General features: G+C 37.2%; 20 protein-coding genes and 1 other annotated feature. All 20 genes read left to right on the plus strand.

What is annotated here, in order from left to right; all coding sequences use genetic code 11:
* The first annotated feature begins 576 nt into the window (after positions 1 to 576).
* The 20 genes from J2Z26_RS20750 (at position 577) to nusG (ending at position 18,742) form a co-directional block, all read left to right on the plus strand.
* A complete protein-coding gene (locus tag J2Z26_RS20750) occupies positions 577 to 1,272 on the plus strand; it encodes an MgtC/SapB family protein (protein WP_227413558.1) in 696 nt (231 codons plus the stop codon).
* A gap of 130 nt (positions 1,273 to 1,402) precedes the next feature.
* Entirely contained in the window at positions 1,403 to 1,864 is a 462-nt protein-coding gene (locus tag J2Z26_RS20755) for a CtsR family transcriptional regulator (protein ID WP_193534141.1), read from the plus strand.
* Positions 1,865 to 1,970: 106 nt separating this feature from the next.
* Positions 1,971 to 2,510: a protein-arginine kinase activator protein McsA gene (locus tag J2Z26_RS20760; protein WP_193534140.1), complete on the plus strand. Its 540-nt coding sequence runs from the start codon at positions 1,971 to 1,973 to the stop codon at positions 2,508 to 2,510.
* Positions 2,511 to 2,513: 3 nt separating this feature from the next.
* On the plus strand, positions 2,514 to 3,602 hold the full coding sequence (locus J2Z26_RS20765) for a protein-arginine kinase McsB (protein ID WP_193534139.1): 1,089 nt from the start codon (positions 2,514 to 2,516) through the stop codon (positions 3,600 to 3,602).
* A 6-nt stretch (positions 3,603 to 3,608) separates the two neighbouring features.
* The gene (clpC, locus tag J2Z26_RS20770) at positions 3,609 to 6,044 is read left to right on the plus strand and encodes an ATP-dependent protease ATP-binding subunit ClpC (RefSeq protein WP_193534138.1); all 2,436 of its coding nucleotides are present in this window, start codon (positions 3,609 to 3,611) and stop codon (positions 6,042 to 6,044) included.
* A 149-nt stretch (positions 6,045 to 6,193) separates the two neighbouring features.
* Positions 6,194 to 7,564 (plus strand): DNA repair protein RadA, encoded by a 1,371-nt coding sequence (gene radA / locus J2Z26_RS20775; protein WP_193534137.1) that lies wholly within the window; start codon positions 6,194 to 6,196, stop codon positions 7,562 to 7,564.
* A 3-nt stretch (positions 7,565 to 7,567) separates the two neighbouring features.
* The gene (gene disA, locus J2Z26_RS20780) at positions 7,568 to 8,641 is read left to right on the plus strand and encodes a DNA integrity scanning diadenylate cyclase DisA (RefSeq protein ID WP_193534136.1); all 1,074 of its coding nucleotides are present in this window, start codon (positions 7,568 to 7,570) and stop codon (positions 8,639 to 8,641) included.
* A gap of 197 nt (positions 8,642 to 8,838) precedes the next feature.
* Positions 8,839 to 9,933: a PIN/TRAM domain-containing protein gene (locus tag J2Z26_RS20785; RefSeq protein ID WP_193534135.1), complete on the plus strand. Its 1,095-nt coding sequence runs from the start codon at positions 8,839 to 8,841 to the stop codon at positions 9,931 to 9,933.
* 43 nt (positions 9,934 to 9,976) lie between these two features.
* Positions 9,977 to 10,666 carry a 2-C-methyl-D-erythritol 4-phosphate cytidylyltransferase gene (ispD, locus tag J2Z26_RS20790; RefSeq protein WP_193534134.1) on the plus strand — a complete coding sequence of 230 codons (690 nt, stop codon included), beginning with the start codon at positions 9,977 to 9,979 and terminating at the stop codon, positions 10,664 to 10,666.
* A gap of 20 nt (positions 10,667 to 10,686) precedes the next feature.
* Positions 10,687 to 11,166, plus strand: coding sequence for a 2-C-methyl-D-erythritol 2,4-cyclodiphosphate synthase (gene ispF / locus J2Z26_RS20795; RefSeq protein WP_193534133.1), 480 nt, complete (start codon positions 10,687 to 10,689; stop codon positions 11,164 to 11,166).
* A 31-nt stretch (positions 11,167 to 11,197) separates the two neighbouring features.
* A complete protein-coding gene (gltX, locus tag J2Z26_RS20800) occupies positions 11,198 to 12,655 on the plus strand; it encodes a glutamate--tRNA ligase (RefSeq protein WP_193534132.1) in 1,458 nt (485 codons plus the stop codon).
* 51 nt (positions 12,656 to 12,706) lie between these two features.
* Positions 12,707 to 12,948 (plus strand) — a binding site (T-box leader).
* Positions 12,949 to 13,011: 63 nt separating this feature from the next.
* Positions 13,012 to 13,680: a serine O-acetyltransferase gene (gene cysE / locus J2Z26_RS20805; protein ID WP_227413557.1), complete on the plus strand. Its 669-nt coding sequence runs from the start codon at positions 13,012 to 13,014 to the stop codon at positions 13,678 to 13,680.
* The gene (gene cysS, locus J2Z26_RS20810) at positions 13,661 to 15,058 is read left to right on the plus strand and encodes a cysteine--tRNA ligase (protein ID WP_193534131.1); all 1,398 of its coding nucleotides are present in this window, start codon (positions 13,661 to 13,663) and stop codon (positions 15,056 to 15,058) included. Before cysE ends, cysS begins: the two co-directional genes overlap by 20 nt.
* A 5-nt stretch (positions 15,059 to 15,063) precedes the next feature.
* Positions 15,064 to 15,465 (plus strand): Mini-ribonuclease 3, encoded by a 402-nt coding sequence (locus tag J2Z26_RS20815; protein ID WP_193534130.1) that lies wholly within the window; start codon positions 15,064 to 15,066, stop codon positions 15,463 to 15,465.
* 51 nt (positions 15,466 to 15,516) lie between these two features.
* The gene (gene rlmB / locus J2Z26_RS20820) at positions 15,517 to 16,260 is read left to right on the plus strand and encodes a 23S rRNA (guanosine(2251)-2'-O)-methyltransferase RlmB (RefSeq protein ID WP_193534129.1); all 744 of its coding nucleotides are present in this window, start codon (positions 15,517 to 15,519) and stop codon (positions 16,258 to 16,260) included.
* 5 nt (positions 16,261 to 16,265) lie between these two features.
* The gene (locus J2Z26_RS20825) at positions 16,266 to 16,775 is read left to right on the plus strand and encodes an NYN domain-containing protein (RefSeq protein ID WP_193534128.1); all 510 of its coding nucleotides are present in this window, start codon (positions 16,266 to 16,268) and stop codon (positions 16,773 to 16,775) included.
* A 115-nt stretch (positions 16,776 to 16,890) separates the two neighbouring features.
* Positions 16,891 to 17,541 carry an RNA polymerase sporulation sigma factor SigH gene (gene sigH, locus J2Z26_RS20830; protein ID WP_193470964.1) on the plus strand — a complete coding sequence of 217 codons (651 nt, stop codon included), beginning with the start codon at positions 16,891 to 16,893 and terminating at the stop codon, positions 17,539 to 17,541.
* Between the two features lie 175 nt (positions 17,542 to 17,716).
* Entirely contained in the window at positions 17,717 to 17,866 is a 150-nt protein-coding gene (gene rpmG, locus J2Z26_RS20835; RefSeq protein WP_193534127.1) for a 50S ribosomal protein L33, read from the plus strand.
* Positions 17,867 to 17,910: 44 nt separating this feature from the next.
* The gene (gene secE / locus J2Z26_RS20840) at positions 17,911 to 18,093 is read left to right on the plus strand and encodes a preprotein translocase subunit SecE (RefSeq protein ID WP_193470966.1); all 183 of its coding nucleotides are present in this window, start codon (positions 17,911 to 17,913) and stop codon (positions 18,091 to 18,093) included.
* Between the two features lie 115 nt (positions 18,094 to 18,208).
* A complete protein-coding gene (nusG, locus tag J2Z26_RS20845; protein WP_193534126.1) occupies positions 18,209 to 18,742 on the plus strand; it encodes a transcription termination/antitermination protein NusG in 534 nt (177 codons plus the stop codon).
* Positions 18,743 to 18,818 lie beyond the last annotated feature (76 nt).

The raw sequence follows: 18,818 nt of genomic DNA on the forward strand, positions 1-18,818 counted from the left end.
TGAAGCTTATCGGAAGCTGACCGCTGAACACGGAAGTTAAAGCTCGAGCGCCGATGGTAGTTGGGGGTTTCCCCCTGTGAGAGTAGGACGTTGCCAAGCGAAGCGAAAGAACCAGCCCTGTGCTGGTTCTTTTTTTGTGTTTTTTTTGAAAAGGACTTACTGAGAGGTTGTAAAACAAGTCGGAATCCAAGGTTTATTCCGACAGGTTGAGCAAGCGCATAGGCAAACAAGTCGGAATCCAAGGCTTATTCCGACAGGTTGATCAAGCGCATAGGCAAACAAGTCGGAATCCAAGGTTTATTCCGACAGGTTGAGCAAGCACATAGGCAAACAAGTCGGAATCCAAGGCTTATTCAGACAGGTTGAACAAGTACATAGGCAAGCGAGTCCGAATCATTGGTTATTCAAAAAAGACTTCGAATCTTCTTATACTAACCCTCCACTCCGCCTCCTCACATTATCCTACTAAAATAATTTCTTGTAATACCATATTTAATTAACTCGTATACATAATAGAAACTCACTTTTCCGTTTCACCTACAAATAAGAAGGGAATGTAGTATTGGAGGGATATGTATGGATTTGTCGATGATTTTTAATGATGAGTTTTATACGATGAGTATTCGCATATTTTTAGCGGCAATTTTAAGTGGACTAGTAGGACTTGAACGTGAGATTAAACGGCATCCTGCAGGATTTCGAACACACTTACTTGTTGGAGTAGGTTCTTGCTTGATGATGTTATTGTCTTTGTATGGGTTTGGTCCTTATCTAAATGATCATGATAACATTCGGTTTGATCCTGCCCGTATACCATCATATGTCATCAGTGGCATTGGTTTCTTAGGAGCCGGGACAATTCTCGTAAAAGGTGCTACGATTCGAGGATTAACGACTGCAGCCTCTATTTGGGTAGTAGCAGGGTTAGGATTAATTGTAGGGGTTGGAATGTTTGCTCCAGCTATATTAACGACAGCGGTAGTTTTACTTAGTTTAATTTTCTTAAATAAATTCGAATCTGTCGTATTAAATAGGTCAAAGGCACAATTTTTTCATATAGTAGTTAATAAGGATGACATCTCGCTGTCGACAATTTTAAATGTATTTGACTCACATAAGGTAAAAATAATGAATGTATCTTTAAGGTATGGTAAAGGAAAGAACAATCGAACGATTCGTTATACGATTGAAGCTGATATAAAAAATCCAGAAGAAAAAATAAAAGTATTTGAAGAATTATCAAGAATGGAGAGGATTGAAAAAATCTTTTAAAAAAAGTGGGTTTAGACTCTATAAAAACTTGGCAAGGCTAACACTTGTAAGTGCTACAACTTGATAATTTTTATGATTACCTATAAAATTAAAGTCAAATATAGTCAAAGTCAAGCGAGGTGGAAGATAGGTGAAAAATATTTCCGATATTATCGAGCAGTATTTAAAACAAGTTCTTGATAGAAGTGATCGGGATATTGTTGAGATAAAGCGAAGCGAAATCGCTCATCGATTTGAATGTGTGCCATCACAGATTAATTATGTAATAAATACTAGATTCACATTAGAGCGTGGTTATATTGTGGAAAGTAAACGTGGTGGTGGCGGATATATTCGAATCATGAAAGTACAATCTCATGATGATGCACATCTTCTGAAACAATTAATAAATTTAATAGATAGGCGTATTTCACAAGCAAGTGCTGAAGATGTGATTGCCCGTTTGGTCGAAGAGGGTGTTCTCTCTGGGAGAGAAGCAAAAATCATGCTTAGTGTCATTGATCGATCTGTCTTATTTATTGAACTTCCATATAGAGATGAGTTACGGGCAAGAATGATAAAGGCTATGTTGACTTCCTTAATGTACAAGTAATCATTCAATATTAATAAGTTGTTTCACATATAGTTGATAGTTTTAAAAAACATAAATAAGCGTGATTTGATTTTCTATAGTTTAGGTCTTGGAGAGGTGAGGAAGAGTGATTTGTCAGGAATGTAATAAGAGACCTGCGACCTTGCATTTTACAAAGATAGTGAATGGTGAAAAGACAGAGGTTCACATTTGTGAACATTGTGCCCAGGAGAAAAGTGAGATGTTTATGTTTTCGGGAAATGGTTTTTCAATCAATAATTTGTTGGCAGGTTTATTAAATATTGAACCTTCCATTAGTGAAACGAAACCATTTATAAATAATGAAATTACTCAGTGTCCCCGTTGTAACATGACATTTCAACAGTTTGCTAAGGTAGGGAGATTCGGTTGCTCCGAGTGTTACAAAGCGTTTAATAAGCATCTAACACCAATCTTAAAAAGATTGCATAGTGGAAATACAGCACATATTGGCAAGATTCCGAAGCGGGCTGGAGGAAAAATTCATATCCGTAAAGAGATTGAAGAGTTAAAACAAAGTCTTCAAGAACAAATTGTTAATGAGGAATTTGAACAAGCAGCACTACTTCGAGATCAAATTCGTGCCTTAGAAAAAAAGGTAAGTGAACATAGAGAGGGGGAAAGTTAATCTATGTCACTACAACGTTTTATCAATCAAGCTATTAGCTCTTGGATGAATCAGGAGGGCCCTGACTCAGATATTGTATTGAGTAGTCGAATACGATTAGCTAGAAATTTTGAAGATATGCTTTTCCCAACTCTATCTACCAACGAAGAAGCTCAGTCAATTGTAAAGCTATTTGAAGAAAGGTTTGAAAAGGAGTCTTTTCAAGAAATTGGTGAGTTTGAGTTATTAAAAATGGATGAACTTCAGCCACTAGAGAAAAGAGTACTAGTGGAAAAGCATTTAATTAGTCCACACTTAGCAAAAGATGCTACATTTGGTGCCTGCCTTTTATCTGAGAATGAAGAAATTAGTATTATGATTAATGAAGAAGACCATATTCGAATACAATGTCTGTACCCCGGATTTCAATTAAATGAAGCACTAAAGGTAGCTAGTGAACTGGATGATTGGATAGAGCAACATGTAGATTATGCATTTGATGAGCAAAAAGGCTATTTGACAACCTGCCCTACAAATGTTGGAACGGGAATGCGTGCTTCAGTCATGATGCATCTTCCTGCTTTAATTCTAACAGACCAAATGAAGCGAATTATTCCTGCTATTAATCAACTTGGTTTGGTTGTGAGAGGGATATATGGTGAAGGTAGTGAAGCATTAGGAAATTTATTTCAAATATCGAATCAAATGACACTTGGAAAAACGGAAGAGGACATTGTTGAGGATCTAAATAGCGTTGTTAGTCAGTTGATTTCACAAGAACGATCTGCCAGAGAAGCATTAGTTAAGACTTCAAACATACAATTAGAAGACAGAGTATATCGCTCCTATGGTGTTCTGGCTAATAGCCGTATTATTGAGTCGAAAGAAGCAGCAAAATGCTTGTCTGATGTTCGATTAGGAATTGATTTAGGAATTCTCAAGAACATTTCCAGAACAATCTTGAATGAATTAATGATATTAACACAACCTGGTTTTTTACAGTTATATTCAGGTGGTGCATTAAGAGCAAATGAAAGAGATATAAGAAGAGCCACATTAATTCGAGAACGATTAAAGCTTGAAGAAGAAAATACAAATGAGCTTGGAGGTTGATGATCGATGATGTTTGGAAGATTTACTGAGCGAGCACAAAAAGTATTAGCACTAGCGCAAGAAGAAGCGGTGCGTTTAGGACATAACAATATCGGTACAGAACATATTTTATTAGGTTTAATTCGCGAAGGTGAAGGGATTGCAGCGAAGGCTTTAGTTGCTTTAGGATTAGGTCCTGAAAAAATTCAAAAAGAAGTAGAAGGCCTTATCGGTCGTGGTCAAGATGCATCACAAACAATCCACTATACACCTAGAGCAAAAAAAGTTATCGAACTATCTATGGACGAAGCTAGAAAGCTTGGTCACTCATATGTCGGAACGGAACATATCCTACTTGGATTAATTCGTGAAGGTGAGGGAGTGGCTGCAAGAGTTTTAAATAATCTAGGTGTTAGCTTAAACAAAGCTAGACAACAGGTTCTACAACTACTAGGTAGCAATGAGTCTTCTTCAGGGCATCAAGGAGGAGGAGCAGCTAATGCAAATACTCCGACACTTGATAGTTTAGCAAGAGACTTAACTGCCATTGCAAGAGAAGGAAGTCTTGACCCTGTTATTGGTCGAAGCAAAGAAATACAGCGTGTGATTGAAGTCCTGAGCCGTCGTACGAAAAATAATCCTGTTCTTATTGGTGAGCCAGGTGTAGGTAAAACAGCAATTGCCGAAGGGTTAGCGCAACAAATTATTAACAATGAGGTACCTGAAACCCTAAGAGATAAGCGTGTAATGACATTAGATATGGGAACAGTTGTAGCTGGAACAAAATATCGTGGTGAATTCGAAGATCGTTTAAAAAAGGTAATGGATGAAATTCGCCAAGCAGGAAATATCATTTTATTCATTGATGAGCTTCATACATTAATTGGTGCTGGTGGAGCAGAAGGTGCCATCGATGCTTCAAATATTTTAAAACCGTCATTAGCACGTGGAGAATTGCAATGTATTGGAGCAACTACACTAGATGAGTACCGAAAGTACATTGAGAAAGATGCAGCATTAGAAAGAAGATTCCAGCCTATACAAGTAGATGAACCAACTATTGAAGAATCCATTCAAATTTTACAAGGGCTAAGAGACCGCTATGAAGCGCATCATCGTGTTTCAATTACTGATGAATCTATCATTCAAGCTGTAAAACTATCTGACCGTTATATCTCAGATCGATTTTTACCAGATAAAGCAATTGATTTAATTGATGAAGCTGGTTCGAAAGTTCGTTTACGATCCTATACTGCTCCTCCTAATTTAAAAGAGCTCGAGCAAAAGCTAGAGGGTGTTAGGAAGGAAAAGGACGCTGCAGTGCAAAGTCAGGAATTTGAAAAAGCCGCATCCTTACGTGACAGTGAACAGCGCTTGAGAGAAAAGCTTGAAGAAACAAAGAAAAACTGGAAAGAAAAACAAGGTCAAGAAAACTCTGAAGTTACGGTGGATGATATTGCAACAGTTGTTGCGAACTGGACTGGTATTCCTGTAGCTAAGCTAGCTCAAACAGAAACTGAAAAGTTATTAAATATGGAGGAAATCCTTCACTCGCGTGTAATTGGACAGGAAGAAGCTGTAAAAGCAGTTGCTAAGGCAGTTAGACGTTCAAGAGCAGGCTTAAAGGATCCAAAACGCCCAACAGGTTCATTTATTTTCTTAGGACCTACTGGTGTGGGTAAGACGGAGCTAGCAAGAGCTTTAGCTGAATCAATATTCGGTGATGAGGATGCAATGATCCGTATTGATATGTCAGAGTATATGGAAAAGCATTCGACTTCAAGATTAGTAGGTTCACCTCCAGGATATGTTGGATATGAGGAAGGCGGACAACTAACAGAGAAGGTACGTCGTAAACCTTATTCTGTTGTTCTTTTAGATGAAATTGAGAAAGCACATCCAGACGTATTCAATATTTTATTACAGGTATTAGAGGATGGACGCTTAACAGATTCGAAAGGTCGATTAGTCGATTTCCGTAATACAATAGTGATTATGACATCTAACGTAGGGGCTAGTACCTTAAAGAGAAACAAGTATGTTGGATTTAATCTACAAGATGAAACACAAGATTATAAGGACATGAAGAGCAAGGTTATGGAGGAGCTTAAAAAATCCTTCCGACCAGAGTTCTTAAATCGTATTGATGAAATAATAGTCTTCCATGCTTTAGAGAAAAAGCATTTGAAAGACATTGTTACATTAATGTCCGATCAATTAACAAAACGATTAGTTGAACAGGAAATTAAGTTAGAACTAACAGATGCTGCAAAAGATAAAATTGTGGAAGAAGGCCACGATTTAGAATATGGAGCAAGGCCTTTACGTAGAGCAATCCAAAAACAAGTCGAAGACCGTCTTTCTGAGGAATTATTGCGAGGAACGATTGAAAAGGGTCAAAGTATTGTCTTAGACATTGAAAATGGTGAATTTGTCGTTAGGTCTGCTGAAAAGGTAAAATAAGAACTAACTACCTGCCGAGGTATACAATTCAAAACTATATTTTTGATGTATATCTCGGCTTTTTTTGTAAGGTTTGTTATGATTTCTTACAAAAAGTAACATAATTTAACATTAGCAAAGGTATTTTAATAAGAGAGGGTATCTAAATCATGGCAAAGAAAAAAACAAAGTTTATCTGTCAATCATGTGGTTATGAATCACCAAAATGGATGGGGAAGTGCCCAGGATGTGAAGCATGGAATACATTTGTTGAAGAAATCGAAGCAAAGCCCTCAAGAAGAGGTGCGTTTGTCCACAGTAATTCCTCAATCGTTACCAAACCTTCACCTATCTCTTCAATTGAAACAAGTAGCGAGCCCCGTATGTACACTTCAATTTCTGAATTTAATCGTGTTCTTGGAGGGGGGATTGTAAGAGGGTCTCTCGTATTAATAGGCGGTGATCCAGGGATCGGAAAGTCGACATTATTGTTACAAGTTTCTTCACAGCTTGCGAGTAAAGAAAAAGTTTTATATATCTCAGGTGAAGAATCAGTTAAACAGACAAAACTACGCTCAGACCGTCTTGGTGTTGTTTCTGACCAGTTATTTGTTTTGGCTGAAACAGACTTAGAGTATATTTCCCAGGCTATCGAACAAACAAACCCCGGATTTGTAGTCGTAGATTCAATTCAAACAGTCTATCATTCAGAAGTTACATCCGCACCTGGCAGTGTTTCGCAAGTAAGAGAATGTACTTCTGAATTGATGAAAATTGCGAAAACGAAAGGGATTGCTATTTTTATTGTAGGTCATGTTACTAAAGAGGGATCCATTGCAGGTCCGAGATTATTAGAACACATGGTGGATACAGTTTTATACTTCGAAGGAGAGAGACATCATACATACCGTATTTTGAGAGCAGTAAAAAACCGGTTTGGATCTACAAATGAAATGGGCATTTTTGAAATGAAGGAATCGGGATTAGAAGAAGTAGCTAATCCGTCAGAAATTTTCTTAGAAGAACGGTCAAAGGGAGCGGCAGGATCAACTGTTGTCGCTTCAATGGAGGGAACACGACCGGTATTAGTAGAAATTCAAGCATTAATATCTCCAACTAGCTTTGGAAATCCTAGACGTATGGCAACCGGTATAGATCATAACCGTGTATCCTTACTAATGGCTGTTCTTGAAAAGAGAGTTGGACTTCTCTTACAAAATCAAGATGCATATTTGAAGGTAGCAGGAGGAGTAAAGCTGGATGAACCTGCAATTGATCTAGCAGTCGCTATAAGTATTGCTTCTAGTTTTCGTGATCAACCACCAAAACCTACCGATGTGTTCATTGGAGAGGTCGGTCTAACAGGTGAAGTAAGGCGAGTAGCAAGGATTGAACAAAGGGTTCAGGAGGCTGCTAAACTTGGTTTTGAACGAGTAATTATTCCAGAGCGTAATTTAGGAGGATGGACAGTACCAAAAGGAGTAGAGGTTGTTGGAGTAGCAAGTGTGAGGGAAGCTCTACAATACACGTTAGGGGGATAATGAATGATTGAACACCATCAAAATGATAAGAGTTTAAATCATATTCTTCGGTTTATTGCTCCAGGCACACCTATACGGGAAGGGATTGATAATGTACTTCGTGCCAAAACAGGTGGTTTAATTGTTGTGGGCTATAATGAAATAGTTAAAGAGGTTGTAGATGGGGGTTTTCAAATAAATAGCCCTTTTTCACCAGCTTATTTATATGAACTTGCCAAGATGGACGGAGCAATCATTCTAAATGAATCCGGAAGCAAGATTTTATATGCAAATGCACAACTTGTCCCAAGTACAAATACACTGTCTACTGAAACCGGTATGCGTCACCGGACGGCGGAGCGGGTTGCAAGGCAAACAGGTGCACTTGTAGTTGCTATTTCACAACGTAGAAACGTCATTACCCTTTATCAAGGAGAATTCCGTTACGCACTAAAGGATATCGGTGTTATCTTAACAAAAGCCAATCAAGCGATACAAACTTTAGAAAAATATAAAACAGTGCTTGATCAAGCGATTACAGATCTTGGTGCACTTGAGTTTGAAGAGCTAGTAACTCATGCTGAGGTATTACAGGTTCTTCACCGCATTGAGATGGTACTTCGTATCAAAAGTGAGATTCTTTGCTATATTAATGAATTAGGAACAGAGGGAAGACTTCTTCGCTTGCAAATGACAGAGCTTCTAGTGAACGTAGAAAAAGAAGCGGCTCTAGTCATAAAGGATTATATGAAGGATCGAGCTAGTGAGCCTTATGAAATTTTAGATAAACTACAAGAGCTATCAAATGAGGAATTACTAGATGATACGATTATCTTGAAATTATTAGGATATTCAGTTGCAACAGACCCAGATGAAGTAATAGCTACCAGGGGATATCGTATTTTAAACAAAATCCCTAGACTACCTCCACTTATCATAGAAAATTTAGTATCAACCTTTCAAAATATGAAACAAATTATGCAATCATCCGTAGAACAGTTAGACGAGGTTGAAGGGATAGGGGAGGTACGCGCAAGAAAGATCAAAGAGGGGTTAAAAAGAATTAGAGAGCAGTTATTTATTGATAGGCAAATATGAATTGATAATACAATTTATCTATGATAAAATGGGTCCTTTTGTTAAATTGACACTAAAATTCGTAGATGATACTCTAATGGTGATATATTTATATTTTTTTTATTTATATGAATCTTTCCAAAGACAATTAAAAAAACTATAGGATACAGGTTTCAATAATTTTAAAGTGTTAATAATGATAAGGAGGAGGTGAAGGAATGTTAAAACGTATTGTACAGCTATTTTTTCTTATAATAGGAGGAATGCTCGGGATTTTCTTTATACCTGAACTATTTGAGCTGTTAAATGTCGGTGATATTCCGTATTTAGATAAACCATATACACTTGCCATATTAGGTGCTATTATTTTATTCATTACTACATTTTGGTTAGTTGATTACATTGTTGGTTTAATTAGATGGCTTGAAGAAACGTTAGTGAAAGCACCAGTTACCGATGTATTGTTTGGAAGTTTAGGTATTATTTTTGGATTAATCGTTGCTTTTTTAATTGTTATTCCTTTAAAGTCCATACAGTTTACTGTTGTAAATACAGTAGTCCCTATTTTTGTAACCCTACTTCTAGGCTACCTAGGATTCCAAGTTGGTTTTAAAAAGAGAGACGAACTAGTTAATCTATTTAGTAGCTCTAATAAAAGTGGTAAGAAAAAAGGTCTAGATGATGAAGAGGTTGACCCATCAGCAAAGAAGTTAAAAATTTTAGATACAAGTGTCATTATTGATGGGAGAATTGCGGACATTTGCCAAACTGGGTTCTTAGAAGGGGTTATTGTTATCCCTAGATTTGTCCTTGAAGAATTGCAGCATATAGCAGACTCTTCAGATGTACTTAAACGAAATCGCGGTAGAAGAGGGCTAGATATTTTAAATCGTATCCAGAAGGAGTTATCAATCAAAGTTGAGATTTATGAAGGCGACTTTGATGAAATTGCTGAGGTCGATAGTAAGCTTGTAAAGCTAGCACAGTTAACAATGGGTGTAGTAGTTACCAATGATTTTAACCTAAATAAGGTATGTGAATTGCAGAACGTTGCTGTGTTAAATATAAATGATTTAGCAAATGCGGTTAAACCAGTTGTATTACCTGGTGAAGAATTAAATGTACAAGTAATTAAGGACGGTAAGGAATATAATCAAGGAGTTGCCTATCTCGATGATGGTACGATGATTGTTGTCGAGGAAGGTAGGGATTATATAGGTAAAAAGATTGATGTACTGGTAACAAGTGTACTTCAAACATCAGCAGGACGAATGATTTTTGCGAAACCAAAGCTACTAGAAAAGGCATTATAATGAATAAGTCTTAGTTGTTTCAATGAATAGGGGCAAAGGAAATATGAAGTATCAAGTGGTTGTACCTGCAGCGGGGCAAGGAAAGAGAATGCAGGCGGGAAAAAACAAACAATTTATTGAATTAGTTGGTAAGCCAGTTATTATTCATACATTAATGGTTTTCGAACAAGATGAAGATTGTGCTGGTGTTATTTTAGTAGTCAACGAAAACGAACGAGTGGTATTTGAAGAACTAGTATTGAAACACTCTATTCATAAAGTATCGTCAATTGTTTCGGGTGGCCTAGAACGCCAACATAGTGTATACAATGGATTACTAGCAGTAGATGGGGTAGAAATTGTTCTCGTTCACGATGGTGCAAGACCTTTCGTGAAACAACAACTCCTATCAAAATTAGTAAGTGCAGCTTCTGAATCAGGAGCAGCCATTGCTGGAGTTCCTGTTAAGGATACGATTAAAAAAGCCACTAATGCTAATAAAGTTGTAGAAACGGTTGAGCGATCAAGCTTGTGGGCTGTCCAAACCCCACAGGCTTTTCGTGTTTCAATATTGAAACAAGCTCATGAAAAGGCAGTGGAAGACGACTTCCTCGGAACAGATGAAGCAAGTCTAGTTGAGAGGTTGGACCATGAGGTTATTATTGTAGAAAGCGACTATCAAAATATAAAACTAACCACTCCTGAAGATCTCGTTTTTGCAGAAGCAATTCTACAAAAGTGGAAAGGCATTTAGGGTAAAAGGGGGATACACAAGTGATTCGAATAGGGCAAGGTTTTGACGTACATCAGCTTGTAGAGGGGAGACCACTTATTATGGGGGGAATAGAAATCCCATATGAAAAGGGCCTCTTAGGACATTCAGACGCAGATGTTTTATTACATACCATTGCAGATGCTTGTTTAGGAGCAATTGCCGCAGGAGACATTGGAAAGCACTTTCCTGACACAGATCCAAACTTTAAGGATGCAGACTCTGCAGTATTATTACAGCATGTTTGGAAACTTGTTAAAGCAGAAGGCTATACACTCGGAAACATAGACTGTACAATAATTGCACAAAAGCCAAAAATGGCACCACACATCGAACAAATGAGAGAAAGAATTGCCGAACTATTAGAATCAACCATCTCTCAAGTAAACGTAAAAGCAACCACCACAGAAAAACTAGGCTTCACCGGTAGAGCAGAAGGTATTGCTGCTCAGGCTACTGTGTTACTTGTAAGTAAGGATTAAATTTAACATAAGAAAAAACGGAGGATGTACCATGACAAACGAAATCAGAGTAAGATATGCACCAAGTCCAACGGGTCATTTACATATAGGTAACGCACGAACAGCACTATTTAACTATCTTTTCGCTAGAAACCAAAACGGCAAATTTATAATCCGTATAGAAGATACAGACCAAAAACGAAACATTGCAGGTGGAGAAGAAAGCCAATTAAAATACCTAAAATGGCTAGGAATCAACTGGGACGAAAGTACAGATGTCGGCGGAGAGTTCGGGCCATACCGTCAATCAGAAAGAACAGACATTTATGCTAAGTATACTCAAGAGCTTTTAGAGAAAGGCTTAGCCTATAAATGCTACTGTACAGAAGAAGAAATTGAAAAAGAACGTGAAGAGCAAGTAGCAAAAGGAGAAATGCCTCGCTACTCAGGAAAGCATCGTAACCTAACGAGTGAAGAGCAAGCTGCATTTGAAAGCGAAGGGAAACTTCCTAGTATACGCTTCCGCGTTCCTGAAGGGAAAATCTATGCATTCAATGACATGGTTAAGGGTGAAATCTCCTTTGAATCAGATGGGATCGGTGATTTCGTCATTGTTAAAAAAGATGGAACACCAACCTACAACTATGCAGTTGCAGTTGATGATCACTTGATGCAAATTTCTCATGTTCTACGTGGAGAAGATCATATTTCAAATACACCAAAACAAATGATGATTTATGAAGCGATGGGCTGGGATACTCCTGTTTTTGGACATATGACGTTGATTGTGAATGAAAGCAGGAAAAAGCTAAGCAAACGTGACGAGTCCATTATTCAATTTATTGAACAATATGAAGAGCTTGGTTATATCCCAGAAGCCTTGTTTAATTTTATCGCTTTATTAGGCTGGTCACCTGGTGGGGAAGAAGAAATCTTTACAAAAGAGAAATTTATTGAAATCTTTGACTCAAACCGTCTTTCAAAATCACCGGCTTTATTTGATACACAAAAACTTACATGGATGAATAATCAATATGTGAAACAAATTGATATCGAACGCTTAGTTGACTTATCTCTACCTCACTTGATTAAAGCAGGTCGATTGAACACAAACTTAAGTGAACAGGAAATGGATTGGGCAAAAGAGTTAATAGCATTATTCCAAGAGAAGATGAGTTTTGGAGCTCAAATCGTTGAATTAACAGAACTATTCTTTACTGAGGATGTTTCCTTTGAAGAAGAGGCCATAGAAGTATTAAAAGAAGAGCAAGTCCCTGCCGTTCTTACTGCCTTTTTAGATGAAGTAAAAGCCCTATCTACGTTTGGAGCAGAAGAAATAAAAGCAGCGATGAAAAATGTGCAAAAAGCGACTGGATTTAAGGGAAAGCAACTGTTTATGCCAATAAGGGTTGCAACAACAGGACAGACACATGGCCCTGATTTACCAAAAGCAATTCACTTACTAGGTAAGGACAAAATAATTGCAAGACTATCAAAACAAATTAGTTAACAATTACAGTATTTTGTAATATAGTAAGAGTACATCTTTAAAATGCAATACGCAAAAGTGTTGATGAGGAGAGTAAAAAAGCATTTTCTTTTCAGAGAGAACCATCACCGGCTGAAAGTGGTTTACGTAAGATGTTTTTTGAAATGCACCTCTGAGCCTCTTATCAAAAGCTCGGCAATGTATGCACGAAGTCAGTAGATAAGAGCGGATACCATCCGTTATTTGGTTAGAGTTGAGGCAATCGCATTTGTTGCCTAAACAGAGTGGAACCGCGCCTACAAAGCGTCTCTGTGTTTATTTAACACAGAGACGCTTTTTTATTTTGGAAGAGAGAGAATGTGAACGGAGGGACAATAATGTTCAAAGCATTAAAAGAAGACATCGATGTTGTATTTGAACAAGATCCAGCGGCAAGATCTTATTTTGAGGTTATTTTAACATACTCTGGACTACATGCGATATGGTCCCATCGACTTGCCCATAAGCTATATAAAAATAAGTTTTTCTTTTTAGCTCGTTTGATTTCGCAAATTAGCAGATTCTTCACAGGTATAGAGATTCACCCAGGTGCACAAATAGGAAGACGTTTTTTTATAGACCATGGTATGGGTGTTGTAATTGGGGAAACCTGTGAAATAGGAGATAATGTTACCGTGTTCCAGGGGGTCACCTTAGGGGGGACTGGAAAAGAAAAAGGTAAGCGTCACCCAACCATTAAGGATAATGCTCTTATTGCTACAGGTGCTAAGGTACTTGGCTCCATTACGATTGGAGAAAACTCTAAAGTTGGAGCGGGTTCCGTTGTTTTGCATGATGTACCAGCTAACTCAACGGTAGTTGGAATCCCTGGTAGGGTAGTTATAAAGAATGGAATGAAGGTTAAAAAGGATCTAAATCACAGTGATCTTCCAGATCCAGTTGCAGATCGTTTGAAAGAACTTGAAGATAGAATTTTTGATTTACAAGAAGAGTTAGCAAGAGTCCAAAAAGAGAGGAAGCATAAGTATGACAATTCAAATCTATAATACGTTATCTAGGCGAAAGGAAGTTTTTCGTCCAATTGAAGAAAATAAAGTTAAAATGTATGTATGTGGTCCTACAGTCTATAACTATATTCATATAGGAAATGCAAGACCAGCAATTGTTTTTGATACTGTTCGAAAATACTTTGAATTCCGTGGATATGAAGTGAATTTCGTTTCAAACTTTACAGATGTAGATGACAAACTAATTAAAGCTGCCAATGAACTAGGTGTAGATGTACCAACAGTAGCACAGCGATTTATTGATGCCTATCATGAAGATGTATCGGCTCTTGGTTGCTCTCGAGCAGATGTTCATCCTAGGGTAACAGAAAGTATTGATATTATTATTGAGTTTATCGAAACCTTGATTGAAAAAGACTATGCTTATGAATCGGGTGGAGATGTTTACTATAAAACGAGATCCTTTGAGGGGTACGGTAAGCTGTCACATCAATCAATTGATGAGCTACGTTCAGGAGCAAGAATTGAAGTTGGCGAGAAAAAACAAGATGCACTAGATTTTGTTCTGTGGAAAGCAGCTAAAGAGGGAGAGATATACTGGGATAGCCCTTGGGGGAAAGGAAGACCTGGCTGGCATATTGAATGTTCGGCAATGGCAAAGAAGTTCTTAGGCGAAACAATTGATATTCATGCTGGCGGCCAAGACCTTTCGTTTCCTCATCATGAAAATGAAATAGCCCAGTCAGAAGCTCTTACTGGCCAAACTTTTGCAAACTACTGGATGCACAATGGTTATATTAATATTGACAATGAAAAGATGTCTAAGTCGTTAGGGAACTTTGTATTGGTACATGATATTATCAAGCATTACGACCCACAATTAATTCGATTTTTTATGCTGTCAGTCCATTACCGTCATCCAATTAATTATAGCGAAGAGCTCCTTAATCAAACGAAAAATGGTTTAGATAGACTACGCACTTCCTTTGCAAACCTAAATCATCGATTACAGAGCAGTACGAACCTGACTTCAACTAATGAGGAATGGTTAGCGAAAATTGCTTCTTTTAGAAAAGATTTTATTGAAGCAATGGATGATGATTTTAACACTGCCAATGCTATATCAGTTCTATTTGAGCTATCGAAACAAGCAAACTATTATCTTCAAGAGAGAAATACAGCAGAGGTTGTCATTAAGGCATTCTTAAAAGAATTCGAAACACTTTTTGGGGTATTAGGTTTAACATTAGCAGAGGATCAATTACTCGATGAGGAAATTGAAGCACTTATTGAAAAGAGAATTCAAGCCAGAAAAAATCGCGATTTTGCATTGTCTGATCAAATTCGTGATGAATTAAAGGCAAAGAATATCATTCTTGAAGATACTCCTCAAGGGACTCGATGGAAAAGAGGATAATACCAATGTCAACAGAACAAAGGCTGGATGTTCTTCAAATTAACAGTTTAGCATTAGCATATATGGGTGATGCTGTGTACGATACACACATAAGGCATCACCTACTCCTTAAAGGAGCTGTTAAACCGAATCAGCTACATAACAAAGCGAAAAACTATGTGTCGGCTAAAGCTCAAGCAAGAGTACTTCATGCTCTTGCAGAAGAAAGCTTTTTTACAGAAGAAGAACAAGGTGTCATACGCAGAGGAAGAAATGCAAAATCAGGGACTGTCCCTAAAAACACAGATGTACAAACCTACAGATATAGTACAGCATTCGAAGCACTAATTGGCTTCCATTTTCTTCGAAAAAACGAAGAACGAGTGCTCGAAATTATAACTAAGGCAATATCGATTATTGAACAGTAAAAAGCTTATAACTATATATACGTAACAAGATAAATGAAAGGAGGAAAAAATATGTCTAGTGAATTTATCATCGGAAAAAATCCGGTAGTGGAAGCACTTAAAAGTGAAAGAGAAATTAATAAAATTTGGATAGCAGAAGGCTCTCAGAAAGGGCAGATGACCCAAGTTGTCGGGATGGCAAAAGAAAAAGGAATCCTAGTTCAGTTTGTTCCCAAAAAGAAGATAGACCAAATGGTAGAAGGTAACCATCAGGGAGTTGTTGCTTCTGTTGCCGCCTATAAATATGCTGAATTAGAAGACCTATTTAATAGTGCAAAAACAAGAGGTGAGGACCCATTTTTTCTTTTGCTAGATGAACTCGAAGATCCACATAATCTAGGGTCCATTATGAGAACAGCAGATGCAGTAGGAGCACATGGAATTATTATTCCCAAGAGAAGAGCAGTTGGGTTAACTGCAACTGTAGCTAAGGCATCTACTGGTGCAATTGAGCATATCCCAGTCGTTCGTATCACGAATATGGCTCAGACAATCGAAGAGTTAAAGACACGTGGTGTTTGGATTGTTGGTACAGACGCTAAAGGCAAAGATGATTATCGTAATATGGACGGTACAATGCCAATTGGCTTGGTTATTGGTAGTGAAGGAAAGGGCATAGGCAGGCTTATTAGAGATAAATGTGACTTTTTAGTTAGACTTCCAATGGCAGGGAGTGTTACTTCCTTAAATGCATCAGTAGCAGCAAGTTTGTTAATGTATGAGGTTTATCGTAAGCGTAATCCTCTAGGGAGCTAATTAATATGGATATCCTGATTGTTGATGGATATAACATCATTGGCGCTTGGCCTTCTTTAAGAGAGTTAAAATCGAAGGACCTTTCTTCAGCTCGGGATTTGCTAATTGAAAAAATGGCAGAATATCAAGCGTACACAGGATATAGAGTGATTATTGTTTTTGACGCACACCTTGTGAAAGGAATCGAAAAGAAAAATCATAAACACAAGGTTGAGGTAATATTTACCAAAGGTAATGAGACTGCAGACGAACATATCGAGAAATTAGCTAAGCAATTAAATAATATAAAAACGCAAATTCATGTAGCGACTTCTGATTATACTGAACAATGGGCGATCTTTGGACAAGGAGCACTAAGGAAATCAGCACGAGAACTCCTAAATGAAATGGGTTCGGTTGAAAAGAGGATAGAAAATAAAGTCAAAAAAACAGTAGAGAAAAAGCCAGCTTCTAAGATTCAATTATCAAATGAAGTTGCAGAAATTTTCGAAAAATGGCGAAGAGGGCAACAATGACCGGTTGACGCTGTTTTATTTTGTCCTGTATAATATTTCTATCTAGGTAAAGTACAAACTAACTTTTCTAAGAGAATTTAGTATTTTACCATTATGTGCGTTCGGGGGGATCGGTATGAGCTCAAGCTTCGATGTCAAAGACAACACTAAATACGGACTACTCGAGGATGAAGAAGTCATTGAATTAGTTCATATAGGTCAAAGTGATGCACTGGATTACTTAATTAATAAATATCGTAATTTTGTTCGTGCAAAAGCAAGGTCTTATTTTCTAATTGGAGCGGACAGAGAAGATATTGTTCAGGAAGGTATGATTGGCCTTTATAAGGCGATTCGTGATTATAAAGAGGACAAGCTATCTTCTTTTAAGGCCTTTGCAGAACTATGTATTACTCGTCAAATCATTACTGCAATTAAAACAGCCACTCGACAAAAACATATTCCTCTTAATTCCTACGTATCTCTCGATAAGCCTATTTATGATGATGAATCGGACAGAACCTTAATGGATGTTATATCTGGTGCTAAAGTATTAGACCCAGAGGAATTGATTATTAATCAAGAGAAATTCGATGACATTGAAGTGAAAATGGCCGAGCTGCTAAGTGATTTAGAACGTAAGGTATTAGCATTGTATCTCGATGGTAGATCATACCAGGAAATCTCTGAAGATCTTAATCGTCACGTCAAATCGATAGATAATGCACTTCAGCGGGTAAAAAGAAAGCTCGAACGTTATTTAGAAATTAGGGAGCTTACACTATAGTTTTAAATAAAAACATTTAGCTGTTTCATAGAGTGAAGGTTACATATGGTATTGACATTAAAAACAAGCCTATGATAAAGTTTTAAAGATGAAATAATTTGTAAGTTTTTTGTCAAGTCAGACGTATTAACATTTTTAACAATCGCCTACGTGGTCTTTGAAATGGGGTGCTACGATGCGGAAAAAAGTAGTTTTGGCATGTGTAGTCTGTGGAAGTCGTAATTATACGACGATGAAAAATGGAAAAGACGTAGCGGAACGCCTTGAAATAAATAAATTTTGTAAAACTTGCAATGCTCATACAGCTCACCGAGAAACTAAGTGAGGCTCTACATGAGAATTGTTTCAAAATTGCTGGAGGTAACTTGAATGAAGCGTTTAACTAAGTTTTTACGTGATGTAGTTCGCGAAATGAAAAAAGTAAGTTGGCCAAAGCGCAAAGAATTAACACGTTATACGATTATCGTGTTATCTACGGTTATTTTCGTTTCTGTGTTCTTTGCTGTGATTGATTTAGGAATTTCAGAAATTATTCGTTTTGTGATTGAATAAGTATACTATTCTCATGGTATAATGATGGATAATACAGGAAGTCGAAAAAAGCCCGGTGACGGGTTTTTTTAATTGAAACTTTTTAGGGAGGGAAGGACATAGCGTCCTAACATGAATGGAAAAAAATTGGTATGTAGTACATACGTATTCTGGTTATGAAAACAAGGTTAAAGCAAATTTAGAAAAGCGTGTTGAAACAATGGGAATGCAGGATAAAATTTTTAGAGTAGTCGTTCCTGAAGAAGAAGAAACTGATATCAAAAATGGTAAAAAGAAAGTAACGAAAAGGAAGGTATTCCCGGGGTATGTATTGGTTGAAATAATAATGACCGATGATTCTTGGTATGTTGTTCGAAATACTCCTGGTGTTACTGGATTTGTTGGATCTGCTGGATCAGGGTCAAAACCGACTCCTCTATTACCTGATGAAGTTACAAATATATTAAAACACATGGGTATGGAACAGAAAGTGATTGAAGTAGACTTCGAGCTTAAAGAAACAGTTAAGGTAAAAGAAGGTCCGTTTGCTAACTTTACAGGTGCAATTGAGGATATCGATAAGGACAAACAAAAAGTTAAAGTGCATGTAAATATGTTCGGCCGTGAAACACCGGTAGAACTGGATTTTTCACAAGTTGAAAAAATATAGTTTTAAATAACTTGAAATTAAAATCGAAAAGTGGTAATATTTCATAGGTCAGTATGTCTTAACGATATATAGGACT

It is taken from the genome of Cytobacillus luteolus, from assembly GCF_017873715.1.
Lineage (GTDB): Bacteria > Bacillota > Bacilli > Bacillales > Bacillaceae_L > Bacillus_BV > Bacillus_BV luteola.